This is a genomic window from Methylocapsa sp. S129 (assembly GCF_009765995.1).
Lineage (GTDB): Bacteria > Pseudomonadota > Alphaproteobacteria > Rhizobiales > Beijerinckiaceae > Roseiarcus.
This window is the reverse complement of the sequence record NZ_LMUI01000011.1, coordinates 1091019-1113770: the sequence shown is the minus strand read 5'-3', so window position 1 is coordinate 1113770 and position 22752 is coordinate 1091019. Positions and strand designations below refer to the sequence as shown.

The following is a 22752-nucleotide window of genomic DNA, read 5'->3' as shown; positions in this document are numbered from 1 at the left end:
AATCCTGGGATCAAACGGGCTTTGAATTCGTTAATGGCCGAAGCGTTTTCGCGCGCCGCCCCGCATCGCCCCCACCCGACGATTCCCGTCGAGATCGCCCTGTTCCCGGATCAACAAACATACGAGGCCCCATGCCGAGCCGTATCGAAGATTATGCCGTCATCGGCAATTGCGAGACCATCGCGCTGGTTGGGCGCGACGGCTCCATCGACTGGCTGGGGCTGCCGCGATTTGACAGCGCCGCTTGTTTCTCGGCGCTGCTGGGAAATCCGCATAACGGGCGCTGGCTGATCGCGCCGACCGGGAACGAGGCGCGTGTGACGCGGCGTTATCGGGGCGACACGCTGGTTCTGGAAACCGATTTTGAGACCGAAGACGGCGCCGTTTCCGTCATCGATTTCATCGGCCGCCGCGATGGGGTCTCGGATCTCATCCGCCTGGTCAGAGGATTGCGCGGCAGGGTGTCGATGGGCGTCGAGCTTGTCGTGCGGTTCGACTATGGCTCCGTCATGCCCTGGGTATCGCGCCAGGAGGACGGGCGGCTCGAGTTCACCGCCGGCCCCGACAGGCTTTTGCTCGATACGACGGTTCCCCTTCGGGGCGAGGACTGGCGCACTGTAGGAGAGTTCGACGTCAGCGCCGGAGAGGAGATCAGCTTCATTCTGAGCTGGTCGCCGTCGTTTCGTCCCCTGCCTTCGCCATTGCAAGGCGCCGAGGCGCTCGAGCAGGTCGAGTCCTTCTGGTTGGAATGGACCACGCCATTCAACCCCCCTGCCGAATGGTCCGACGCAGTGCTTCGATCTTTGCTGACCCTGAAGTCCCTCACGCATTGGGAAACGGGCGGGATCGTCGCGGCCGGCACAACCTCGCTGCCGGAAAAACTGGGCGGGTCGCGCAATTGGGATTACCGATTCTGCTGGCTTCGCGACGCCACTTTCACCCTTTACGCCCTCATCGGCGCGGGCTTTCTGGGCGAAGCCCAAGCGTGGCGCGAATGGCTGTTGCGCGCCGCCGCGGGCAATCCGGACGATTTACAGATCATGTATGGGGTGGCGGGCGAACGGCGTCTGACGGAATATGAAGTGCCCTGGTTGTCCGGCTATGAAGGGTCCGCTCCGGTGCGCATCGGCAATGCGGCGGCAGGCCAGATCCAGCTCGATGTCTATGGCGAAGTGCTTGACGCTCTTTATGTCGCGCGGAAGGCGGGCCTCGCCGCGGAGGAAGCGAGCTGGGGGCTGGAATGCGCGCTGATCGCCCATCTCGAGACGATCTGGGAGCAACCCGACGACGGCATCTGGGAGGTTCGCGGCGGCCGCAAGCATTTCACCCATTCCAAGGTCATGTCCTGGGTCGCCTTCGACCGCGTCGTGCGCTCGGCTGAGGAATTCGGCCTGGAGGGGCCGCTAGATCGCTGGCGCGCCATTCGCGACGCCATTCACCGGCAAGTCTGCGAACGAGGCTTCGATCCCATCCAGAACTCCTTCGTTCAGTCGTATGGGTCGAGCGCGCTTGATGCGAGCCTGTTGTTGATCGCGATGGTCGGCTTCCTGCCGCCCGACGACCCGCGCGTGCGCGGCACGGTCGCGGCGATCGAGCGCAATCTCATCCGCGGCGGCTTCGTGCTCCGCTACGACACCGGCATTCCTGTCGATGGCCTGCCCCCCGGCGAGGGTTCATTTCTGGCCTGCAGCTTCTGGCTCGCCGACAATTATGTCCTGCAAGGCCGCTATGACGAAGCGCGCGCCTTGTTTGAACGGCTGCTGTCGCTGCGCAACGACGTCGGCCTGCTGGCGGAGCAATATGATGCGTCCGGCAAGCGGCAATTAGGCAATTTTCCGCAGGCGCTGTCGCACCTGGCCTTGATCAATACGGCCCATAACCTCGTGAGCGCCAGCGGTCCGGCGCATCAGCGCTCCGCCGGGAGCGAGGGAGAAACAACGTCAACCCTTCCCTTGGCCGATGCGGACCGCTAGGGCGCGAATTCAGCAATGAATCCTTCGTTCGGCGCGATCGCCATTGTTCCGGCGATCTCTTCGCCGAGGCGGCGCGAGCCCGTCGACAGCAAGACGCGACTATGCGGCGCTTCGATCCGCGCCGGCCGACCGGTCAGATTGAGAACGATCAGCAATCGGCGCGGCCCAAACCGGCGCTCATAGGCCAGGACCTCCTCCGTTGCGATCAGCGGCGCATAGTCCCCCAGGCTGAGCGCTGGCTCGGCGCGGCGCAAGGCAAGCAGCGCGCGATAGAGAGACAGGATCGAACCCGGCGCCGCGCTTTGCGCCGCGACATTCACCTCGGCGAAATCTCGGCTTAGCGGCAGCCAGGGCTCGGCGGAACTGAAGCCGGCATTGTCCGAGGCGTCCCATTGCATCGGCGTGCGCACGGGATCGCGGCCCAATCCAAGCCCCGGCACATTTTTCTCCCAGGGGTCCTGAATCCGGTCGGCCGGTATCGGCACATCGCCCATGCCGATCTCATCGCCTTGATAGAGGGTGGGCGTTCCCCGCAGCGTCAGCAGCAGCATCGCCGCGACGCGCGCCTGATCATCCCCGATGCGAGACGCCAGACGCGAACGATCATGATTGCCCAGCACCCAATTGGGCCATGCGCCATGCGGCAGTTTCGCTTCATAGGCGTCGACGAGCGCCGTGATGGCGGTTGGATTCCAGGGCGTCGTGATCAGGTGGAAATTGAAGGGAAGGTGGAAGCCTTTGAGATCGCCGCCGTAATAGAGGACCAGTCGGTCGAGCGGCAGATAGGCCTCGCCGATCAGCAGCCGGTCGCCGCCATATTCGTCGACGACCGCGCGCATCCCGGCGATGGCGTCATGGACCTCCGGCCGGTCCATGCTGTGCAGGCGCAGGAAACGGCGCGCTGGCGCCATGCCCTCGCGCCAGAGGGGATTGGGCGGATCGTCGGTGAGGTCCGCATCCTCAATGAGATGGTGGACGGCGTCGACGCGAAATCCGTCGACGCCGCGCGCGAGCCAGAAACGCAGCACGTCATGCATCGCGGCGACGACTTCCGGATTGCGCCAATTGAGGTCCGGCTGCTCGCGAAGGAACGCGTGATAATAGAATTGTGCGGTCGGGGCGTCCCAGCTCCATGCGCCGCCGCCAAATTCGGAGACCCAATTGGTCGGCGCCGCGCCATCAGGCTTCGCATCGCGCCAGACATACCAATCGCGCTTTGGATTATCGCGGGACGACCGGCTCTCGATAAACCAGGGATGGCGATCGGAAGTATGGTTAGGCACGTAATCGAGGATGACTTTCAGGCCGCGGCGATGCGCTTCGCTGACCACCCGATCGAAGGTTGCAAGACTGCCAAACATCGGGTCGATCGCGACATAGTCGGAGACGTCATAGCCGAAATCGGCCATCGGCGAGGGGAAGACGGGCGATATCCAGATCGCGTCGACGCCGAGATCGGCGACATAGTCGAGCCGGGCGATGATCCCTTCGAGATCGCCGACGCCATCGCCGTCGCTGTCCTGAAACGAACGTGGATAGATCTGATAGATCGCCCCGCTTCGCCACCAGAGCGACGGCGGGGTGCTGGAAACGTTGGAGACGGTCATGATTGTCTGCGCGCCATTGTCGTCCTCGCGATTACGCATCTGATTACGCGATAAACGCGCAACAGGCGATTGACGTTCCCCTTTGGGCGAATAGCAAGAACCCGCGGCGGATCAAAGGGCGCGCGCTCACGCGGCCGTCTTGCGCGCACGCGCCACAATCTGCGTCGGATTGACGAAACGCAGCGCGATGAACAGCCAGACCATCGAGGTCAGCATGAAAATGACCGCCATGGCGTTGATCGATTGTTCGGGGCGAACGCCGGCGGCGAAGACCGCGTAATAAAGCGCCACCACCAGCGTCTGGCTGTCCGGACCCGATGTCAGGAAGGTCAGTTCGAACATTGCGAGCGTGCGCACCAGCACAAGCAAGAGCGCGGCCAAAACGCCCGGCGCGAGCAGCGGCGTCAGGATGTGCCAGAACAAGCGGGACGTGCCGGCGCCGAAGACGCGCGCGGCCTGCTCAATCTTCGGATCGATCTGTTCGACGAAAGGGATCAACACCAGCACGACGAAGGGCACGGAAGGCACGAGATTGGCCATCACGACGCCCGATAGTTTGCCGGCGAAGCCCGCGCTGTAGAGCACAGTCGCCAGCGGAATGCCGTAGGTGATGGGCGGCGCGAGCAAGGGCGTCAGCAACAGCAGCATGACGAGCCTCTTGCCGGGAAATTCGCGGCGCGCCAGGGCATAGGCGGCTGGCGCGCCGACCAGGCCGGAAATCAGCACGACGAGGAAGGCGACTTCGAAAGTCGTCGTCAGCACGTCGGCGAGCTGAAATTCGCTCCAGGCGGACGCATACCATTGCGCGGTCCAGCCGGCGGGCAGCCAGGTCCCGAGCCAGCGCGTCGCCAAGGAACTCACGATCACCGTCGCGATGACCGCCAGCAGATTGAGGACAAAGACCCCGACCAGCAGCCAGATCGCAGCGGCCCACAGGCGCGAGGAGAGCGTCCGCCCCTGTCGCATCAGCGGCCTGCGTCATGATAGCTGAGGGGCGCTGGGGTTTCCCTTCCCCCCTTGTGTCCCGACAAACGCTTTCGCGTTTGCGGTGGGAAGGTGGCCGAAGGCCGGATGGGGGGTCGCGCTGACCTATCAAATAAAGGCCTCGACCCAAGTCGAGATAGGGCGGCGCGACCCCCCTCCCTAACCCTCCCCCACAAGAGGGGAGGGAATCCCAACGTCTCGTCAATTTTGCCGAAGCAGGCCATCAACCCTTCCCTCCGCCAGCCGGACCGCGATAGGCGAGGCCGCGCAGGCCGAGCACCGCGGCGATGATGGCGAGTTGCACGCCGCCCATGATCATCGCAATCGCCGAGGCCATGGAATAGTCGAAATCCTCGAAGGCGGCCTGATAGGCGGCGATCGAAATGACGCGGGTCGGCCCCGCCGGCGCGCCCAGCAGGATCGCCGAGGGAAACACCGAAAACGCCTGCACGAAAGACAGGCAGAAGGCGATCGCAAGGCCGGGCGCCAGCAGCGGCAGGATGACGCGAAAAAACCTCTGCCGCGCATTGGCGCCCAGCGTCGCCGCCGCCTGTTCGAGCGCCGGATCGATGCCGCTGACATGCGACAAGGTGAGCAGAAACGTGAAGGGAAAGCCGGTGATGAACAGCGACAGGAAAACGCCCCAATAATCATGCACCAGCCGGACGGGATGGCTTACGAGCCCGAGCGTCATCAGCGCGCGGTTGAACCAGCCTTGCGGTCCGAGATAGGTGAGCAGCCCCTGCGCGATCAGCACGACGCCGAGCGTGATCGGCAGCACCAGGATCGTCGTCAGCAGGCGCTGGCTGTGCATGAGCCGCACGCGCATCGCGACCGGCACGGCCAGCACAAGGTTGAGGATGGTGACCGGCAAGGCGAGCCATAGCGTCGTGGCGATCGTTCCATAGAGGAAGGGATCGGCGAAGAATTTATGATAATTCGCCAGCGCGCCGCCGGCCGCGGGCGCGAAGGACAGCCACAGGCCGTAGACGAAGGGATAGAGAAACAGCGCGCACAGGATCAGCACCGCCGGCGCCGCCAGCAGGGTGACACGGTCGAAGGGCGCGCGGGTGGAGGACGCGATCGCCAAGCGGTCAGGCTCCATCAGCGGGGTAGAGCCTCGCGCGGGCGGGATCGATGCGTAAATGCACGGCCTCGCCGATGGCGAGGCGGGTCGGCGATGTGAACCAGAGTTCGGCGCCGCTCTCGCTTGCCCCCGAACAGACAAAGCCGTCGCCGCGAAATTCGCCCGCCGTCACGATCGCCGGGACCGTCGAAGCGTCCGGCGGCGCGGGCGCGAGATCGGCGGTGCGCATGACGAGCGTCGCGCGCGCCCCTTTGGCCAGGGGCGAAGCGGCGACGCCGCGCAGCAGCGCCGCGCCGACGCGCACAGACGCGCCGGCCCCGTCGCTTTCGACGATTTCGCCCGACAGACGATTGCGGAAGCCCATGAATTCGGCGACGTCGAGGCTGGCGGGCCGCGCATAGAGATCGTCGGGCGTGCCGACTTGCCGCACGTCGCCCGCCTGCATCACGACGATGCGGTCGGCGAGCGACAAAGCCTCTTCCTGATCATGGGTGACATAGATCGTCGTCGCCCCGAGACTCATGTGGATACGGCGGATTTCGGCGCGCATTTCGAGGCGCAGCTTGGCGTCGAGATTGGACAAGGGTTCGTCCATCAGCACCAGGGGCGGTTCGATGACGATGGCGCGGGCGATGGCGACGCGCTGTTGCTGGCCGCCCGAAAGCTGGCCCGGCAGTTTGTCCGCATGGCCTTCGAGACGCACGAGCGCGATCGCTTCCTGCGTGCGCCTTGCGATCTCGGCGCGCGAGACATGGCGCATGGCGAGCCCGAAGCCGATGTTGCGGCGCACGTTCATATGCGGAAACAGAGCATAGTTCTGGAACACCATGCCAAAGCCGCGCTCTTCGGGCCGCAGCGTGTCGATGCGGCGCTCGTCGAGCCAGATGCCGCCACCGGTCGCCGGCAGAAGACCGGCGAGGATGTTCAGCGTCGTCGATTTGCCGCAGCCGGAGGGGCCAAGCAAGGCGATGAACTCGCCCTTGCGGATCGTCAGCGTCACATCGCGCAGCGCATCGACCGTTCCGAAGGACCGGCTGATCCTGTCGAACCGCAATTCGCCAAAGCTTGCCGCGCGCGCCATCGCTCAGCCCTTGCTCTTGGCGGCGCCGATCCGCTGATCCCAGAGCTTGAACGCGGTCACCATGCTGGCGGCGTCGAGCGGCAGCTCGATCGGATGGCTCGCGATCATCGCTTCATATTCGGGGCGGCCGAATTCCTTGATCACGTCCTGGCTCGCCTGCGGCGCCATGGCGAGCGTCACATCCTTTACCGCGGGGCCGGGATAGAAATAACCCTTGTCATAAGCATAGGCCTGGCTCTTGGGCCGCAGCATGAAGCGCATGAGGTCGAGAACCACGGCGAGCCGGTCGTCCGGCAGACCTTTTGGCACGCACATGTAATGAGCGTCGCCGACCCAGTGCAGCCCCTGCAATGCGACGACCTGCGCTTCCTTGGGCACGATGCCGAGCGCGCGCGGGTTGATGTCCCAACCGGTGGTCGCCGCGATCATATCGCGCGTGCCGTCGCCCAGTTCCTTCATCGTGATGCCGGTGCCGGAGGGGTAATATTCGATGTTCTCGCCAAGCGCGGCGAGAAAGGCCCAGGTCTTGTCCCAGCCCTTCACCGGATCCTTGGGGTCGGCATCGCCCAGGATATAGGGCAGTCCCATCAGCAAGGTGCGGCCGGGGCCGGAATTGGCGGGACGCGCATAGAGAAAACGGTTCTTGTTTTCTTTGGAATAGGCGAGCAGTTCGTCGGCAGTGGCCGGCGCCTTTTTCACGCGGTCGGGCATATATTCGAACAGCGGACCCGAGGGATAATAGGTCACGCAGACGCCCTGCCCTTGCGCGAGGCTCTGCATGTTGTTGGCGGCGGGCTGATAGATGGCGGCGAGATCGGGCAGATCGGCCTGATGGGCGGGCAGCAGCTCGATCCACAGCTTTTCCTGGATGCCCGCGGCGAGCGCATCCGTGCCGGTCAGCACGAGATCGATATCGACGCGATTGGCGCCCTGCTGCGCCTTGATCTTGGCCGGCAGTTCGGGCGCCGGCGCCTGGCTGAAGGCGACATGCGAAACCAGTTTGGGATTGGCGGCGGCGTAATCCTCGATGGCCGGCTTGGTCAGCGCCAGATTGCCCGCGACATCGACGATGGCGAGACTCACCGGCGATTTCGGCGCCGCCTGCGCACGCGCGGCCCCCGCGAAAGCGGCGGCGCCGACAAGGCCAAGGCCGGCCTTGGCGAAACCGCGCCGGCTCCAATCGGATGTCGTCATGTCTCTCTCCCCTTGATTCTGTCCTCAGCCGTCATGGCCGGGCTTGTTCGCATAGGCGTCTAGGGCTCCTCCGCCGTCATGGCCGGGCTTGTCCCGGCCATCCACGCCGGGACGTTGCATGTACTCTCGGCAGGCTTGCGGCGGCATCACGGCGTGGATGGCCGGGACGAGCCCGGCCATGACGGATGGAAGGGTGTTAGCTGTCTGCGTCTCCCATGATGCGTTCATTCCTAGGCATCGCCTTGTTGCCGGCTTCACAAACGATACGCCGATTTGGCGAGCCGGTAGGCAAGATCATGCGCCAGTTCCTGCGCTTCATCCTCGTCAAGCTGATGCGTCGCGACGAGTTCGGCGAGCGCGGCGCAATCGACGCGGCGCGCCACATCGTGACGGGCGGGAATCGAGGGAAAGGCGCGCGTGTCGTCGTTGAAGCCGACGGTATTGGCGAAGCCCGCGGTCTCGGTCGCAAGATCGCGGAAGCGACGCATGCCGGCGACCGAATCGAAGAACCACCAGGGCGGCCCGAGCCGCAATGCGGGATAATGGCCAGCGAGCGGCGCAAGTTCGCGCGAATAGGCGGTCTCGTCGAGCGTGAACAGGATGATCGTCAGCGCGCGCTCGTTGCCGAAGCGGTCGAGCAGAGGCTTGAGCGCATGCACATAATCGGTGGATGTCGGAATGTCGGCGCCCTTGTCGCGGCCGAACTGTCGATGCACGAGCGGATTGTGGTTGCGGAACGAGCCCGGATGGATCTGCATGACGAGACCATCGTCGAAGCTCATCGCCGCCATTTCGGTCAGCATTTGCGCACGAAATAATTCGGCGTCGGCGTCCGAGGCGTCGCCGGCGAGGACGCGCGCGAACAGAGCCTCCGCGGCGGCGGGCGTCAGGTCGGCAGTCGCCGCGCTCGGATGACCGTGATCGGTCGCCGTCGCGCCATGCTCTTTGAAAAAGGCGCGGCGCTTGCGATGCGCGGCGAGATAGCCGGCCCAGGTTGTCGCATCCTCGTTCGCGATGGCGCCCAAACGCGCGACATTGTCGCGAAACCCGGGGAAATGCGGATCGACGACGGAATCGGGTCGATAGGTCGTGACGACCCGTCCGCCCCAGCCGGAATCGCGGATCATCCTGTGCCAGCGCAAATCGTCGAGCGGACTTTCGGTCGTCGCGAGAACTTCGATGTTGAATCTCTCGAACAAAGCGCGCGGGCGAAATTCGGGCCGCGGCAATGCGTCGGCGATGACTTGGTAATAGCGATCGGCATTCTCGGCGCCGAGACGGCCTTCAAGACCGAACAGGGTCTCGAAGGCGTGGTCGAGCCACAGGCGCGTCGGCGTGCCCGCGAACAAATGATAATGCTGCGCGAACAGACGCCAGACCTTGCGCGGATCGGTCTCGACGGGAGCGCCATCGGCGCGCGGCACGCCCAGATCTTCGAGCGCGACGCCCTGGCTGTAGAGCATGCGGAAGACGTAATGATCGGGCGTCACGAACAATTGGGCGGGATCGGCGAAAGGCTGGTTCTCGGCGAACCAGCGCGGATCGGTATGGCCGTGCGGCGAAATGATCGGGAGATGGCGCACCTCGTCATAAAGGCGGCGCGCGATGACGCGGGTCGCGGTATTGGCGGGAAACAGGCGATCGTCATGCAGCATAGTCGTCTCTCGCGATCAGGACGCAGCGGCGCGGCGCGGGCGCGGCGCATCGGACAAGGTTTCGGGTTCGAACAGGTCGGGATGGGCGCGGCGAATTTCTTCGAAGACGGGCAGCACGCTTTCAAGATGGGCCTGCATCGCCGCCTCGGCCGCGCCGGGATCGTGCGCGGCGATCGCCTCGACGATCGCCTCATGTTCAGCGATCACAATTCCCGCGCGCGCCGGCAAAGGCAAAGTGAGGAGGCGGAACCGGTCGATCTGCGCCTTCTCGCGCTTGACCACCCGCCAGATGTTGGGATGGCGCGCGATTTCGGCGATCGCCTGATGCAGCGCCTCATCGGCCTCGTGGAATTCATCGAGCGCGCCGACGGCGGCATGCGCCTTCTGGCGGACGAGGATGCGGCGCAATCGCTCGATGTCGCCATCCTCAGCGCGGCTCGCCGCATAGCGCGCCGCCGCCTGCTCCAGGGCCTGGCGGATCGCCATGGCGTCGCGCACCGCGGCTTCGGCGATGCGCGAAACAAAAGTGCCGGTCTGCGGATAGACGACGACGAGTTGCTCTTCGCTCAGCCTGAGCAACGCCTCGCGCAACGGCGTGCGGCTGACGCCGAACATCTGGCAGAGGTCCTTTTCGACCACCATGGCGCCGGGCTTGACGCGCATCGTGACGATGTCCTGCCGCAGCACGGCGTAGACGCGCGCGGCGGTCGTCACAGGGCGCACGTCCTCGGCGTGAAACTTCATGAAGGCGTTTTCCCGAGGCCGCGTTGTTGTTAAATACTAATATATTACATGCGCGGGATTGGCAAATCGATCCGAGGCGGGCCTCGACTCTTCCAGCACAAGACTGCCGACCGGCTCTCGCCATGTTGGAACGGCCTGGAAATGTCCTCAAAAAAATATGGCCGCCCCAATACTAAAGCTATTGCCTAACCGTTCGAACCCTGATACTTAGGCATATGCTTAACCAATCGACCGATCTCGACCGCCTGTTTCACGCCCTGGCCGATCCGGCGCGCCGGGCGATCGTCGAGCGGCTGAGCCGCGGTCCGGCGCCGGTCAGCGAACTCGCCCGGCCGCTGCCGATGTCGCTGCCCGCGGCGATGCAGCATCTGGGCGTGCTGGAGGCGGCGGGCCTCGTCCGTTCGGAGAAGGCCGGCCGCGTGCGCACCTGCGCGATCGAGCCCCAGGCGCTCAGCCAAGCCGAACAATGGATCAACGCCCGGCGCATCGAATGGGAGCATCGCCTCGATCGATTGGGCGACTATCTGGAAATTCTCAAAGCTGAGGAAGAGGCCGACAATGCCGACCAATGAACCTGCGCTGACCCTCTATTCGCACCCGCTGGCCTCCTATTGCTGGAAGGTGTTGGTCGCGCTCTACGAGACCGGCACGCCGTTTCGCAGCGCGCTCATCGAAGGCATGCCTAAAGCGCATCCGACCCTTTCCGGGTTCTGGCCGATCGGCAAGATGCCGCTGCTGCATGATGCGGCGCGCGACAAGGCGGTGCCGGAAACCACGATCATCATCGAATATCTGCAGCAATATTATCCAGGCTCCGTAAGGCTGATCCCCGAGCAGCCGGCGCTGCAGCTCGACGTGCGCCTCTGGGACCGCTTCTTCGACCTTTACGTCCACACGCCGATGCAAAAACTGGTCACCGACCGCATGCGGCCGGACGATCGGAAAGATCCTGCCGGCGTCGACGAGGCGAGAGCCACGCTCGACACCGCCTATGCGATGCTGGAGAAGCGGATGGCGGCGCAGACCTGGGCGGTGGGCGATGATTTCACCCTCGCCGATTGCTCCGCCATGCCGGCTTTGTTCTATGCCGAGGCGGTTCACCCGTTCAGCGAAACGCATCCGGCGCTCGCCCGCTATTTCGACAGGCTGACGGGCCGCCCGTCGGCGCGACGGACCATCCGCGAGGCGCAGCCGTTTTTCCACTGGTTCCCGTTCCACGAGGCGCTGAACCCGCGATTCACCAGCCCCGACTTCTGACCCGCCCCTTACAGCTTATGGAGACAAGCATGCCGACTCTCGCCGCAAACAAGAACGCTCCCATGCAGCACCCCACGCCGCTCAAGATTTCCCGTGTCCTCCACGCCCGGCGCGAGACGGTGTTCAAGGCCTGGAGCTCGGCCGATCACGTCAAGCGCTGGTTCTGCCCGGATGCCTATACCGTGCCGGACGCCAAGGTGGAGATGCGCGTCGGCGGCCCGTTCGAAGTCTGCATGCGCGCGCCCACCGGAGAAGAACACTGGACGCGCGGCGCATTCGTTGAAGTCACGCCGCATAGCCGACTCGTGATCGACATGCGCGTCGTCGACAATGCCGGCAAGCCGCTGTTTCGCGCCTATACCGAAGTCGACTTTTCCGATGCGCTCGGCGGCACCCAGATGGATGTCGTACAGACCTACACGTTCACCGATCCGTCGATGGCCGCGCCGATGGTCGCGGGCGCGCCCGAGGGCTGGCGCATGACGCTCGACAAGCTGGACAAGGAAGTCGTGCGCATGCAGGGCGGGGCCGAGACCGGAATCCGCTCCATCGTCCATGCGACTTTCCACCTCGAGCGCACCTATGACGCGCCGGTGGCGCGGGTTTGGCGGGCGCTGACCGACGAGAGCGCCAAGCAGAAGTGGTTTGGCGGCACGCCGGGCCGCTGGGAATTGCTGGAGCGCCACATGGATGTGCGCGTCGGCGGAACGGAGCGGCTGAAGGGCCGTTGGGAAGGCGGCGTCGTCTCCACTTTCGACGCCCTTTATTACGATGTGATCCCCAATGAGCGGCTGGTCTATTCCTACGAGATGCATATGGGCGACAAGAAGATCTCGGTGTCGCTGGCGACCATGCAATTGAAGGCCAAGGGCGCCAAGACCGTTCTGATGGTCGCCGAACAGGGCGCGTTCCTCGACGGCTACGACGACGCCGGTTCGCACGAGCACGGCACGGGATATCTGCTCGATGCGCTGGGCGCATCGCTGAAAGATTGAAAATAGGCGGAGCGCGCTGGCCGATGGTCCGCGCCGCTGACGTTCTCTCTGCGATCCGGGCATACTGCGACCGAATCGTCAGCCGGGAGACGCCGACGCATGAATACGCCGCCATCGCCGCCTGGAGCGGAGCGGACTGACAAATCAGCCGTCCGCATCGGCGCTCTGGTTCCGCTCACTCGGCCTGGCTGGGCCGAGGCGGGCCGACATTTGCTCGCCGGCCTCGAGCTGGCGGTTTGCGAAGTCAATGACGCTGGCGGGATCGCCGGAAGACCACTCGAGCTATTGGTCCGAGACACTGCCGCTGATCCACAGAAGGCCGCGGCGGCCGTGGATGAATTGGCGCGCCTGAGCGTGGCCGCCTTAGCGGGGGAGTATCACAGCGTCGTCGCTCGCGCCGCCGCCGCCAGGGCCGACGCCCTCGGCCTGCCGTTCCTCTGCTCGTCAGCGGTTCTCGATGCGCTCACCGAACAGCCAACCAAATGGGTCGCGCGCCTCGCCCCGGCGCAGTCGCACGGCTGGCGGATCTACGCAGACTTCCTCCTCGGCGCGGGCCACAGTCGAATAGCCGTCGCGATCCAGCCGAGTGTTTACTGGGCGTCTGGAGCCCGCGTTCTGCGGGACTATTTCGCTCCACGCGGCGGCGCCGTCATCGAACTCGAGATGAGCTCGCTCACCCCCACGACGCTGTGCGACGAACTCGTCGACAATCGCGCGACAGCCCTGCTCCTTCTGGTCGGCTACCCGGAGCCGGCAGTGTCGATCGTCAAATCCGTCCGCCGCGACCAGCGCCTCGCCGGGATCATGATTGGCGCTCCGGCCGGGCAACCGGAGTTCGCCGAATGGGCGACATTGCTGGGCGACGACGGCGCTGCGATCCCGTTTTTGCGCTACCGGCCCGAGCGCCTCAGCCCACTCGGCGCCCGCGTCGAGATGGCCCTCCGTGAGCGGCTAGCCGAAGCGCCCTCCTTCGTCGCCTTCGAGGGCTATGACACGATCGCCGTCCTCGCCGATGTGCTGCGTTCTCACGGCGTGGACCGGGCGCGCATTGCCGAATCCTGGCCGCGCGTCGCCGTTGAAGGCGCCCGCGGGCGGATCCAATTCTCCCGCACACCAGGCATCAGCGTTTGGCAGTGGGCTTGGGCGCCAATCCAAGTCGTTGATCGAGATCCGGCGCAACCCGATCGCTTTCGGATCCTCCACGCCCGCTGAGAGAGCGCGGAGGTCCTCCGACTTCCGAACCCAGGCCAACCATCCCTGACCCGTCACCTATGTCTCCGAACAGCCGTCACCCATGTCCCCGGTCTGAACACCCACAAAGGGGAGGGATTGGAACCGAGTTCATAGGCGATCGCCGCGGACTCAACTCACGCCGAGGTGACGCGCGAGTTTGCCGAGGGTCTGATAGCCGAACTCCACCGCGCCGAAGCCGATGGTCGCGTCGCGTTGTTCCTTGGTCGGGTGCAGTTGGCGCAGGGTGAGCACGGTCTTGCCGTCGCTTTGGGCGTCGAATGTCACGGTGACGTGGAACCGCGTGGGATCGTTGTCCTTGTCGGAACCGTGCTCGATCTCGATCAGCCGTGGCGCTTCGATCCGCAGGAACACCATGCGGCTCTCATAGCGCGCGCCGTCGGGTCCGGTATAGACGAAGCGCCAGCGCCCGCCGGCGCGGATGTCGCATTCCAGGCTCTCGATCTTGAAGCCATCCGGCCCGAACCATTGCGTGATCTGCTTCGGATCGGACCAGGCCTGGAACACGCGTTCGCGCGGCGCGGCGATTACGCGGCTCAGCACGATCTCGCGATCGAGCGCCCAGGTCTTGCGGGAATCAGCGTTCATGGTCGTCACCTTTCGTTTCTGCCGATTGAGGGGTTTCCGTTGTCGCGAGAAAGCGTTCGAGGCGGTCGAATCGCGCCTCCCAAGCTTCTCGCGTGTGATTCAGCCAGCGCGTCGCCTCCGCCAGGCGCTCCGCGCGCAAAGAGCACGGCCGCTTCTGGCCGTCGCGCCCGCGCGCAATCAGTCCAGCGCGCTCCAGCACCTTCAGATGCTGCGACACCGCCGGCAGGCTCATTGCGAAAGGTTCGGCGATCTCCTGCACGGTCAGCTCCCCCCGGGCCGCGAGGCGGCCAAGGATGGCCATCCGAGTCGGATCGCCGAGGGCCCCGAACGTCTGGATAAGGTCCTGAGATAACTGCACGTCTCTGAGCCGTTTTATATTTAAGACAATGCTTAAATATATAGGAAAATGAGGCCCGTCAAGGGGGGCGCCGCAGGCCTATCGCATTTGAAGATTAGCGAACGGGGTGAGGATTTGAGCGAGGACAGCATTGTCCCATCCGGCTCGCTTGAGTTTTCCGCGCTTGGAGCCTTCTCCTAGAATCCGTCCAACCCTTTCCAGGCGAGCTCATTTTTCAAATGCGATTCCCCTGGCCTCTTCGATGTTTGGTCATTGCATTCCTTCTCTGGATGTGATGCACTCGGACAGGTCCATACAGGTTCGGACATATGGCGGCGAAATACAAACAGGTTGCCGATAGCCTCGTTCGGCGGATTCAGGCGGGCGAGATCGGCAATGGCGCGCGTCTTCCGGGCGAGGTCGATCTGGCGCGCGCCTATGACGTGAGCCGCAGCACCGTCCGCCAGGCGCTCTCAAACCTCAAGCAAGCGGGCCTGATCGAGACATGGACCGGCGCCGGCTCATTCGTCAGCTATGACGGCGCTACGCTCGACGACCGCATCGGCTGGTCCAAGGCGCTGGCGCAGCGGGGCGTCGACACGCTGACGCGCGTGCTTCTCCTGGCGCGCGTCGACGATCCCGATCTGGCGCGCGAGTTCTCCCTCTCCGATCCGTCGTTCCTGGCGCTCGACCGCGTCCGAAGCCTGGCGAGCGGCGAGGCGATCTCGCTTGAACGAAGTCGCGTGCCGTGGCGCAGCGGCTTTTCGAAAGTGCTGCGCAAAGGCCTTATCGAGGGCTCGCTCCAGCGCACGCTCGAGGCGCACGCGATCCACACAGCCGGCGGCGTCGAAACCGTCAGTCTCGTGCAGCTCTCCGCGGCGGAAGCCGAGCTTTTGGGGCGCAAGGCGGGCGACGCCTTCCTCGCCACGCAGCGCACGGTCCATGACGGCGCGGGCGCGCTTGTCGAGCGCGTCGACAGTCTGCTCCACCCCAAGCATTTCAAGCTGCGATTCAATTTCGGAGATCCCGCGCGATGATGCCAAACGCGCAAAGCCGGGCGCGCGGCGCTCTCCTCGGCCTCGCCATCGGCGATGCGCTGGGAATGCCGACGCAATATATGCCGCGCGAACTCATCGCCGGCCGCTATGGCGTCCTCGACCGTTTTCACGACGCGCCGCCCGATAACATCATCAGCCATGGCATGGCGGCTGGCCGCGTCACCGACGATACCGATCAGGCCGTCATCCTCGGACAGTTGATCGTCGAAGGGCGGGGCCATGTCGATCCCGAAGCTTTCGCGCGCCAACTCCTCGCCTGGGAGCAGCGGATGATCGCAGCCGGATCGGACGATCTTTTGGGGCCCTCCACCCGCCGCGCGCTGACCCTCGTCTCCGAAGGCACTTCGACAGACCTGACCGGGCGAACCGGCGCGACCAACGGCGCGGCGATGCGCGTCGCGCCAGTCGGCGTCGCTTTCGCCGCCGAACCGCTGCCCATCCTGATCGATGCAGTGGTGCAGACCGGGCACGTCACGCATAATACGACGATCGGCCTCGCCGGCGCAGCGGCGGTCGCGGCGGCCGTCAGCATCGGCATCGACGGCGCCTCAGTGGGCGAAGCGCTGGCGCGATCGATCGAAGGCGCGCGCCTCGGCGCCTTGCGCGGCTATTATTACGCCGGCGCCGATGTCGCCGCCCGCATCGAATGGGCGCTGGAACTCGTGCGCGGCCGCCGCGTCGAGGAAGCGCTCGATCTGATCTATCGCCTCGTCGGCACCGGCGTCGCGACTCAGGAAGCCGTTCCGGCGGCGATCGCGATCTGTTCGCTTGCGCCGGACGATCCCTGGCTCGTCTGTCGCCTCGCCGCGAGTCTTGGGGGCGATTGCGACACGGTCGCTGCGATCGCCGGCGCGATCGTCGGCGCCTGCCATGGCGTCGAGGGTTTTCCGCGCGAGGTCATCGACAAACTCCATGCGGCCAACCCTGGTTTGCAACTCGAAGCCCTCGCCGATGCGCTCCTTGATTTGCGGGGTGGGGCCGCGACGCGCGCCGCAGGCCAACATCCTTCGCTGGAGCGCGGCTGATGGCGCTCATCCGCCCCCTTCGTCTGATGTCGGTCGGCAGCATTCTGGCCGACATTCGCATGGAGGTTCCCCATCTTCCGGAGCGGGGCGGCGACATTCTCGGCTCGGCGGCGACGGTGAGCGCGGGCGGCGGCTTCAACATTCTGGCGGCGGCGGCGCGAAACGGGCTCGAGACAATCTTCGCCGGACGGCATGGCGTCGGTCCCTATGGCGCCCGCATCCGCGCCGAATTGGCGCGCGAGGGCATATCGACGCTGCTTGCGCCTGACCCGGAGAGGGACAGCGGTTTTTGCGTCGTCCTTGTCGAGCCCGACGGCGAGCGCACCTTCATCACAAGCCCCGGCGCGGAGGCGCAGCTTGGCGCCCGTTCGCTCGAAGACATCCCCTTGCGCGACGGCGACGCCATTTTCGTTTCGGGCTATGACCTTTGCTATCCCGATCTTGGATCTGCGATCGCATCCTGGATTGGCGCGCTGTCGCACGGCGTCCTTCTCGTCGTCGACCCCGGCCCGCTCGTCGCGCAAATTCCGCCGGACGTTCTTGCCGCCGTGCTGCCGAGAACCGGAATCTGGACGCTGAACCAGCGCGAGGCGCGGATATTCTCGGGGGCCGGCGACATCGGCGCGATCGCGGACAACATTCTGCCGCGCCTCGCGGCCGGCGCCCTGCTGGTGCTGCGCAACGGCGCCGAGGGCTGCGACGTCGCCAGCGCGGGGCCGCCTTCCTCATTCGCGCATCTCTCCTCGCCTGACGTCGCGATGGTCGATTCCACCGGCGCCGGCGACGCCCATACCGGCGTGCTGATCGCGGGACTCGCCGCCGGCCTCGATCCGTTTTCAGCGGCGATGCGCGCCAATGCGGCGGCCGCGATTTCCGTCACCAGACGCGGACCGGCGACCGCCCCCGACAAGCAGGAACTGGATGCGTTTCTCGCCGCGCGCGATCCGCGCCGCGAGAAGGGCGCAGTGCAGAATTAACAAAGAGGAAGTCGAACCATATCAGAGAGAGGGACAGGATCATGGCAATCGCAATCAATCGTCGCAGTTTCAATGCTCTTCTGGCGTCCGGCGTCACGGCTGCCGCGTCATCCGGTCTTATGCCGCGTCGCGCCGCCGCGGCGACCGAAATTACCGTCCTCAACTGGAAGGGCTATGGCACCGACGAAGCCTGGGCGCTGAAGGATTTCGCCGCGGCCACGGGCGTCACGGTCAAGCACGATTATTTCAATTCCGAACCGGAAATGCTGACCAAGCTGCAGACCAATCCTGGCGCCTATGACGTCGTGTTGATCAATAGCGCGCGCACGCAGCAGGCGCAGGCCGCCGGGCTGCTCGACCCGATCGACCTCGCCGCCGCGCCCAACGCCAAAGACCTCGCGCCCGCCCTGAAGACCCACGCGAATCTGATGGTCGACGGGAAGACTTACGGCCTGTCCTGGCTATGGGGCATGAACTCGCTGGCGATCCGCACGGGCAAGGTGACGGGCGCCGATAGTTTTGCAATTTTTCTTGATCCTAGATATGCCGGCCGCCTCGCTTTGTTGGACGATGCGGCGACGGAGATCGCCGTCGGCGCGCTGCTCACCGGGCAGGACATCAACAACCCCAAAGACATGAAGGCGATCGGCGACAAGCTCAAGGCGATGAAGACGAACGTCAAATTGCTATGGTCGAGCGAGGACGAGTGGAACAAGGCCTTCGCGGCGGACGCCTTCGACATTTCCGTGTTCTGGTCCGGCGCCGCCGTGCGCTCGAAGAAGCAGAGCAAGCTGCCGGTCGAATTCATCGTTCCCAAGGAAGGGGCGATCGGCTGGCTCGACGGCCTGTCGATCCCAAAATCCAGCAAGAACAAGGACGCGGCGCTGAAGTTCATCAACTATATGGTCGATCCGAAATTCTATGTGGCCTGGGCGACGCAGGCCGGCGCGCCGGCCTCGGCCAATACGGCGGCGATGAGCGAGCTTCCCGCCGACGATCTCAACAAGCAGATCCACAAGCCGGAATATCTGTCGAAGCTGCAGTTCATGTCGCCGATGCCCGACGACAGACGGCAGGCCTTCAACGATCTCTGGGAAGAAGTGAAGGCCGGCTACGCCAAATAGTTCCGACGCCGACCGGAGTCTGGCCATGGCGACCCGCATAGCCCCATCCCTTCCGGCGCGACTGTCGTCGCGCCGGGCGTGGACGACGGCCGGTCTGCTGATACCCGCCTATGGCTGGCTGACGCTGGCGGTGTTCCTGCCGCTCGGCGCGATGCTGTTTTTCTCGTTCCTGAAGGCGGCCCCGTTCGGCGACCGGCCGCTCGTCTTCACCTTCGATCAATATCTCGCCTTTTTCCGCCGGCCCTATCTGTTCGACGTCGCGTGGCGCTCGATCGAACTGGGGCTTTGGACGACGGGCCTGTGCGCGCTGATCGGCCTGCCCGCGGCGCTGGCGCTCGCCCGCGCCACGCGCGGACGGGCGAGGCAGGTTCTCTTCCTCCTGATCATCCTTCCCTTCTGGACGAACGGGCTGGTGCGCATCTTTTCCTGGACGATCGTGCTGCGCGAAGGCGGCGTGCTCGATCAAGCCTTGCACCTGGTGCTGCCTTCGGCGCCGGGCCTGTCGCTTCTCTACAGCTATCCGGCGATCGTCATCGGGCTCGTCCACGCCTACCTGCCCTATATGATCCTGACCTGCTACCTCTCGGTCGCCGCGATCGAGGATTCCGTCGTCGAAGCGGCGCGCAGCCTCGGCGCGCGCACGCCTGCCATATTCTGGAAGATCATTCTGCCGCTGTCGCTGCCCGGCCTCGTCTCGGGCGCGATCCTGATTTTCGTGCCGGTGATCGGCAGTTTCATGGAGCCGCGCATCCTCGGCGGCCGCATCGGCGTCACCATGGGGACGGTGATCGAGGACCAATTCACCCAGGCTTTCAACTGGCCGCTGGGCGCCGCCTTGTCCTTCATCATGCTGGCGGTCGTTCTTTTGATCTTTGGGCTGACGTCACGCATCCTGCCCGGTCGCGTGGCGAGTTTTTAGGAGGGCGCATGGTTCTCGTGGGCCGTTCCTGGCTTCTGGCGGTGGTGGCTTTCCTTTATCTGCCGATCGCGGTGATGATCGCGATGGCGTTCAACGCCTCGTCGCTTTACGCACTGCCCATCAAGCCGTCGCTGCAATGGTTCGTCGCGCTCGCGGGCGACGCGCCGCTCCTCACCGCCACGCGCAACAGCCTGGCGATCGCGCTGTTCACATCGATCGTCGCGACGCTGGTCGGGACCCTCGCCTCGATCGCGCTGTCGCGCCAGGCCTTTCGCGGACGCTCGCTCCTCAAGGCCTTGCTGCTGCCGCCGATCGCGATACCCTGGCTGATCACCGGCACCGCGATGCTGGTGTTTTTCTTCTGGACCGGCATCGGGCGCGGCCTGCATGCGATGATGATCGGCCATGTCGCGCTCGCCATTCCCTATGTCGTGCTCGTCGTGGGGACCGGCATGGAGGCGGTGCGCGTCGATCTGGAGGAGGCGGCGATGAGTCTGGGGTCGACGCCGGTCCACGCCTTCGTCGCGGTGACGATGCCGCTGCTCGCCCCCAGCATCGTCGCGGCGGGATTGTTCGCCTTCGCCGTTTCGCTGGACCAGTTCGTCGTCTCCTATTTTCTGTCGACGCCCGGCGTCAGCACGCTGCCGGTCGAGATCTATTCCTCGATCCGCAAGGGTTTTACGCCAGAGATCAATGCGATCTCCGCGATCTTCTTCGGGGTCTCGACGCTGCTCGTCCTCCTGTTTGCGCAATTGTCGAATCTGGGAGGCAATCGTGGTCGGCGTTGATGTCGTTTCCATCGTGAAGGACTACGGCCCCGCGCGCGTTCTCGACGGCGTCAGCGCCGCCTTCGAACCCGGACGCTTCACGAGCCTGCTCGGGCCGTCCGGCTCGGGCAAGACGACGCTGCTTCGCATCATCGCCGGTTTCGTGACGCCCAATGCGGGAACCGTCAGCTTTGGCGGCGTCGACGTCACGGGCGAACCCGTCTGGAAGCGCAATGTCGGCATGGTGTTTCAGTCTTACGCGCTGTTCCCGCATATGAGCGTGCGCGACAATATCCGCTTCGGCCTCGACCGGCGCGGCGTCCGCGGCGAAGTCGCCAACCGCGAGGTGAACCGCGTCCTTGAACTCGTGCATCTCGAAGGCTTCGACCAGCGCCGGCCAAAAGAACTCTCCGGCGGCCAGCAGCAACGCGTCGCGCTCGCCCGCGCCATTGTGACCAAGCCGCGCGTTCTGCTTCTCGACGAGCCGCTTTCGGCGCTCGACCGGCGCCTGCGCCAGGGAATGCAAGTGGAGCTGCGGCGCATCCAGCGCGAAAGCGGGCTGACGACGATCTTCGTCACCCATGATCAGGAAGAAGCGCTGACCTTGTCGGATGAGGTCGCCATCCTCGATCGCGGGCGGATCGTGCAGCACGGCTCCCCGACCGACATTTACGAACGGCCGCGCACGCGCTTCGCCGCGTCCTTCCTTGGCGACGCCAATTTCTTTACGGGCCAGGTGAACGCCGGCGCGATCGAGATTGGACCCTATCGGCTCAGCACGCAGGACAGTTTGCCGGCGCAAGGATCGGCCGTGACCTTCGCGGTGCGGCCCGAGAAAATGAATTTCCAGGCGCCGCGCGACGGCGCCAGGCCGATGAACCGCTTCGGCGCGACATTGCGCGAGATCATCTATGCTGGCGCGACATCGACATTCCTCCTGGCGGACGATTCGGGAAGCGAGCTGAAGGTGTTCCTGCAGAACCGGGATATGGCATGGCCAAGCATCGGCGCCCGCGTCGAGCTCTCATGGTCGCCGTCCGATACGATCCTGGTCTCGGAATAGAACGTGGCCGCGACGACGCTTCTGATGGGGCCCAGTACCAGGGCCATGATTGTCCCGGCCAAGATCTGAAACTTCCGGTCATTATGTCTTCAGTCCCTGGTTCGCCCGGATCTTGTTGACGACATAGTCGCCGGCGAGGACGGGCTCATATTTCGGCGGACGACCGGGGCCCGTGCAGGTGGGGATGCATGCGACCTCCGCCCGGTGGTTGGGATTCATGAAAATCGGGATCGACATGCGGTCGCGATTGAGGCGATTGACGACCCGGTGGAAGTTTGACCGATAGACATCGTTGGTCCAGCGCGCCATCAGGTCGCCCAGATTGACGACAAACGTATCGGGAACGAAAGGCGCGGCGATCCACTCTCCTCCCGGCAGTTGGATTTCAAGGCCGCCCGCCGGGTCGGGCGCCAGGATCGTGATGTGGCCATAGTCGGTATGCGCGAGGGCGCCGACGCCAAAATCGCTCTCCTGCCCCGGCTCCGGCATGGGATAATGGATGACGCGGGCCAGAATCGATGGCTTTGTGTAAAGCTTGGCGAAATAATCCTCTTCGAGGTCGAGGCTCACGGCGAGAACGCGCGTGAGCTTTATCCCGGCCGCCCGAACGCCCTCGAAATAGGCCTCCAGCGCTTCGCGAAATCCCGGTAGATCGGGCCATTGATTGGGCCCATGGAGCGGCAGCCCGGCGGCGACGTCCGGATCGTCGAGAGGAAGATCGACGCCAAAATCGAAGCTGTCCTTGAGGTCCTTTTTTTGGCCGGGATATTGCGTCGTGCCGAGCGGCAGGTAGCCGCGGTGAAACTTGCTCTTGTAGACTTTCATCTTCTCATCGAGCGGCAGCGAAAAGAAGCGTCGGGCTTCGGCGAATGCGCCGTCGATCACCGCGCGACTGACGCCGTGATTGGCGATGTAGAAAAAAGCCGAATTCTCGCAGGCGTGCCGGACCTTTTGCGCGACAGCCCGCACATCGGCGTCGGCCAGATCAATGATCGGAATTTCGTCCAGGCGGCCGGCGCGCGGAGCGGGTTCGTTTGTCATCGTTTGTCCTCTGTCTCTCGGATTG

The 22752-nt window shown here is 64.7% G+C and carries 23 protein-coding genes; 12 read left to right on the top strand and 11 right to left on the bottom strand.

Annotated elements, in window-relative coordinates; all coding sequences use genetic code 11:
* Positions 1-131 precede the first annotated feature (131 nt).
* A complete protein-coding gene (locus GSQ90_RS07705; protein ID WP_158814164.1) occupies positions 132-1973 on the top strand; it encodes a glycoside hydrolase family 15 protein in 1842 nt (613 codons plus the stop codon).
* Here the strand turns inward: GSQ90_RS07705 and GSQ90_RS07700 are convergent.
* The 8 genes from GSQ90_RS07700 to GSQ90_RS07665 form a co-directional block, all read right to left on the bottom strand.
* Entirely contained in the window at positions 1970-3580 is a 1611-nt protein-coding gene (locus GSQ90_RS07700; RefSeq protein WP_158814283.1) for an alpha-amylase family glycosyl hydrolase, read from the bottom strand. The two genes, GSQ90_RS07705 and GSQ90_RS07700, sit on opposite strands and share 4 nt — an antisense overlap.
* A gap of 126 nt (positions 3581-3706) precedes the next feature.
* On the bottom strand, positions 3707-4546 hold the full coding sequence (locus tag GSQ90_RS07695; protein ID WP_158814163.1) for an ABC transporter permease: 840 nt from the start codon (positions 4544-4546) through the stop codon (positions 3707-3709).
* A 241-nt stretch (positions 4547-4787) separates the two neighbouring features.
* Positions 4788-5654 (bottom strand): ABC transporter permease, encoded by an 867-nt coding sequence (locus GSQ90_RS07690; protein WP_246731448.1) that lies wholly within the window; start codon positions 5652-5654, stop codon positions 4788-4790.
* A gap of 4 nt (positions 5655-5658) precedes the next feature.
* The gene (locus GSQ90_RS07685; RefSeq protein WP_158814161.1) at positions 5659-6732 is read right to left on the bottom strand and encodes an ABC transporter ATP-binding protein; all 1074 of its coding nucleotides are present in this window, start codon (positions 6730-6732) and stop codon (positions 5659-5661) included.
* 3 nt (positions 6733-6735) lie between these two features.
* A complete protein-coding gene (locus GSQ90_RS07680; RefSeq protein ID WP_158814160.1) occupies positions 6736-7926 on the bottom strand; it encodes an ABC transporter substrate-binding protein in 1191 nt (396 codons plus the stop codon).
* 24 nt (positions 7927-7950) lie between these two features.
* Positions 7951-8154 (bottom strand): hypothetical protein, encoded by a 204-nt coding sequence (locus tag GSQ90_RS07675; protein ID WP_158814159.1) that lies wholly within the window; start codon positions 8152-8154, stop codon positions 7951-7953.
* A 26-nt stretch (positions 8155-8180) separates the two neighbouring features.
* Complete coding sequence (gene uxaC, locus GSQ90_RS07670; RefSeq protein WP_158814158.1) at positions 8181-9581, bottom strand: glucuronate isomerase; 1401 nt, start codon at positions 9579-9581, stop codon at positions 8181-8183.
* A gap of 15 nt (positions 9582-9596) precedes the next feature.
* Positions 9597-10325: a GntR family transcriptional regulator gene (locus tag GSQ90_RS07665; RefSeq protein WP_158814157.1), complete on the bottom strand. Its 729-nt coding sequence runs from the start codon at positions 10323-10325 to the stop codon at positions 9597-9599.
* Positions 10326-10540: 215 nt separating this feature from the next.
* Here GSQ90_RS07665 and GSQ90_RS07660 point away from each other — a divergent pair, with 215 nt between their 5' ends.
* From GSQ90_RS07660 to GSQ90_RS07645, 4 genes are all read left to right on the top strand, one after another.
* Positions 10541-10897 carry a helix-turn-helix transcriptional regulator gene (locus GSQ90_RS07660; RefSeq protein WP_158814156.1) on the top strand — a complete coding sequence of 119 codons (357 nt, stop codon included), beginning with the start codon at positions 10541-10543 and terminating at the stop codon, positions 10895-10897.
* Positions 10884-11582: a glutathione S-transferase family protein gene (locus tag GSQ90_RS07655; protein WP_158814155.1), complete on the top strand. Its 699-nt coding sequence runs from the start codon at positions 10884-10886 to the stop codon at positions 11580-11582. The genes GSQ90_RS07660 and GSQ90_RS07655 overlap by 14 nt, the downstream gene beginning before the upstream one ends.
* Before the next feature lie 29 nt (positions 11583-11611).
* Positions 11612-12577, top strand: a complete 966-nt coding sequence (locus GSQ90_RS07650) for an SRPBCC family protein (protein WP_210254843.1) — start codon at positions 11612-11614, stop codon at positions 12575-12577.
* Positions 12578-12676: 99 nt separating this feature from the next.
* The gene (locus GSQ90_RS07645) at positions 12677-13789 is read left to right on the top strand and encodes an ABC transporter substrate-binding protein (protein ID WP_158814154.1); all 1113 of its coding nucleotides are present in this window, start codon (positions 12677-12679) and stop codon (positions 13787-13789) included.
* A gap of 150 nt (positions 13790-13939) precedes the next feature.
* On the opposite strand, the gene GSQ90_RS07640 is transcribed toward GSQ90_RS07645, so the two are convergent.
* Together GSQ90_RS07640 and GSQ90_RS07635 are read right to left on the bottom strand one after the other, a co-directional pair.
* The gene (locus tag GSQ90_RS07640) at positions 13940-14416 is read right to left on the bottom strand and encodes an SRPBCC family protein (RefSeq protein WP_158814153.1); all 477 of its coding nucleotides are present in this window, start codon (positions 14414-14416) and stop codon (positions 13940-13942) included.
* Complete coding sequence (locus tag GSQ90_RS07635) at positions 14406-14774, bottom strand: helix-turn-helix transcriptional regulator (RefSeq protein ID WP_158814152.1); 369 nt, start codon at positions 14772-14774, stop codon at positions 14406-14408. The genes GSQ90_RS07640 and GSQ90_RS07635 overlap by 11 nt, the downstream gene beginning before the upstream one ends.
* A gap of 308 nt (positions 14775-15082) precedes the next feature.
* Between GSQ90_RS07635 and GSQ90_RS07630 the strand changes: the two genes are divergently transcribed.
* From GSQ90_RS07630 to GSQ90_RS07600, 7 genes are read left to right on the top strand one after another with little or no spacing between them, the layout of a single operon-like run.
* Positions 15083-15790: a GntR family transcriptional regulator gene (locus GSQ90_RS07630; protein ID WP_158814151.1), complete on the top strand. Its 708-nt coding sequence runs from the start codon at positions 15083-15085 to the stop codon at positions 15788-15790.
* Positions 15787-16836, top strand: coding sequence for an ADP-ribosylglycohydrolase family protein (locus GSQ90_RS07625; RefSeq protein ID WP_210254842.1), 1050 nt, complete (start codon positions 15787-15789; stop codon positions 16834-16836). The genes GSQ90_RS07630 and GSQ90_RS07625 overlap by 4 nt, the downstream gene beginning before the upstream one ends.
* Positions 16836-17813 (top strand): PfkB family carbohydrate kinase, encoded by a 978-nt coding sequence (locus GSQ90_RS07620; protein ID WP_158814150.1) that lies wholly within the window; start codon positions 16836-16838, stop codon positions 17811-17813. Before GSQ90_RS07625 ends, GSQ90_RS07620 begins: the two co-directional genes overlap by 1 nt.
* 41 nt (positions 17814-17854) lie before the next feature.
* Positions 17855-18937 carry a PotD/PotF family extracellular solute-binding protein gene (locus tag GSQ90_RS07615; protein ID WP_158814149.1) on the top strand — a complete coding sequence of 361 codons (1083 nt, stop codon included), beginning with the start codon at positions 17855-17857 and terminating at the stop codon, positions 18935-18937.
* A 25-nt stretch (positions 18938-18962) separates the two neighbouring features.
* Complete coding sequence (locus tag GSQ90_RS07610) at positions 18963-19856, top strand: ABC transporter permease (protein WP_158814148.1); 894 nt, start codon at positions 18963-18965, stop codon at positions 19854-19856.
* A gap of 8 nt (positions 19857-19864) precedes the next feature.
* Positions 19865-20644 carry an ABC transporter permease gene (locus tag GSQ90_RS07605; protein ID WP_158814147.1) on the top strand — a complete coding sequence of 260 codons (780 nt, stop codon included), beginning with the start codon at positions 19865-19867 and terminating at the stop codon, positions 20642-20644.
* Positions 20631-21686, top strand: a complete 1056-nt coding sequence (locus GSQ90_RS07600) for an ABC transporter ATP-binding protein (protein ID WP_371418335.1) — start codon at positions 20631-20633, stop codon at positions 21684-21686. The genes GSQ90_RS07605 and GSQ90_RS07600 overlap by 14 nt, the downstream gene beginning before the upstream one ends.
* Before the next feature lie 81 nt (positions 21687-21767).
* On the opposite strand, the gene GSQ90_RS07595 is transcribed toward GSQ90_RS07600, so the two are convergent.
* A complete protein-coding gene (locus GSQ90_RS07595) occupies positions 21768-22727 on the bottom strand; it encodes an isopenicillin N synthase family oxygenase (protein ID WP_158814145.1) in 960 nt (319 codons plus the stop codon).
* Positions 22728-22752 lie beyond the last annotated feature (25 nt).

Excerpts from the sequence above, each read along its gene's own strand:
- GSQ90_RS07595 (WP_158814145.1), bottom strand. The coding sequence starts at position 22,727 with ATGACAAACGAACCCGCTCCGCGCGCCGGCCGCCTGGACGAAATTCCG.
- GSQ90_RS07695 (WP_158814163.1), bottom strand. The coding sequence starts at position 4,546 with ATGCGACAGGGGCGGACGCTCTCCTCGCGCCTGTGGGCCGCTGCGATC.
- GSQ90_RS07680 (WP_158814160.1), bottom strand. The coding sequence starts at position 7,926 with ATGACGACATCCGATTGGAGCCGGCGCGGTTTCGCCAAGGCCGGCCTT.
- GSQ90_RS07620 (WP_158814150.1), top strand. The coding sequence starts at position 16,836 with ATGGCGCTCATCCGCCCCCTTCGTCTGATGTCGGTCGGCAGCATTCTG.
- GSQ90_RS07645 (WP_158814154.1), top strand. The coding sequence starts at position 12,677 with ATGAATACGCCGCCATCGCCGCCTGGAGCGGAGCGGACTGACAAATCA.
- GSQ90_RS07630 (WP_158814151.1), top strand. The coding sequence starts at position 15,083 with ATGGCGGCGAAATACAAACAGGTTGCCGATAGCCTCGTTCGGCGGATT.
- GSQ90_RS07685 (WP_158814161.1), bottom strand. The coding sequence starts at position 6,732 with ATGGCGCGCGCGGCAAGCTTTGGCGAATTGCGGTTCGACAGGATCAGC.
- GSQ90_RS07650 (WP_210254843.1), top strand. The coding sequence starts at position 11,612 with ATGCCGACTCTCGCCGCAAACAAGAACGCTCCCATGCAGCACCCCACG.
- GSQ90_RS07610 (WP_158814148.1), top strand. The coding sequence starts at position 18,963 with ATGGCGACCCGCATAGCCCCATCCCTTCCGGCGCGACTGTCGTCGCGC.
- GSQ90_RS07700 (WP_158814283.1), bottom strand. The coding sequence starts at position 3,580 with ATGACCGTCTCCAACGTTTCCAGCACCCCGCCGTCGCTCTGGTGGCGA.
- GSQ90_RS07625 (WP_210254842.1), top strand. The coding sequence starts at position 15,787 with ATGATGCCAAACGCGCAAAGCCGGGCGCGCGGCGCTCTCCTCGGCCTC.
- GSQ90_RS07660 (WP_158814156.1), top strand. The coding sequence starts at position 10,541 with ATGCTTAACCAATCGACCGATCTCGACCGCCTGTTTCACGCCCTGGCC.
- GSQ90_RS07675 (WP_158814159.1), bottom strand. The coding sequence starts at position 8,154 with ATGAACGCATCATGGGAGACGCAGACAGCTAACACCCTTCCATCCGTC.
- GSQ90_RS07640 (WP_158814153.1), bottom strand. The coding sequence starts at position 14,416 with ATGAACGCTGATTCCCGCAAGACCTGGGCGCTCGATCGCGAGATCGTG.
- GSQ90_RS07705 (WP_158814164.1), top strand. The coding sequence starts at position 132 with ATGCCGAGCCGTATCGAAGATTATGCCGTCATCGGCAATTGCGAGACC.
- GSQ90_RS07605 (WP_158814147.1), top strand. The coding sequence starts at position 19,865 with ATGGTTCTCGTGGGCCGTTCCTGGCTTCTGGCGGTGGTGGCTTTCCTT.
- GSQ90_RS07615 (WP_158814149.1), top strand. The coding sequence starts at position 17,855 with ATGGCAATCGCAATCAATCGTCGCAGTTTCAATGCTCTTCTGGCGTCC.
- GSQ90_RS07665 (WP_158814157.1), bottom strand. The coding sequence starts at position 10,325 with ATGAAGTTTCACGCCGAGGACGTGCGCCCTGTGACGACCGCCGCGCGC.
- uxaC (WP_158814158.1), bottom strand. The coding sequence starts at position 9,581 with ATGCTGCATGACGATCGCCTGTTTCCCGCCAATACCGCGACCCGCGTC.
- GSQ90_RS07655 (WP_158814155.1), top strand. The coding sequence starts at position 10,884 with ATGCCGACCAATGAACCTGCGCTGACCCTCTATTCGCACCCGCTGGCC.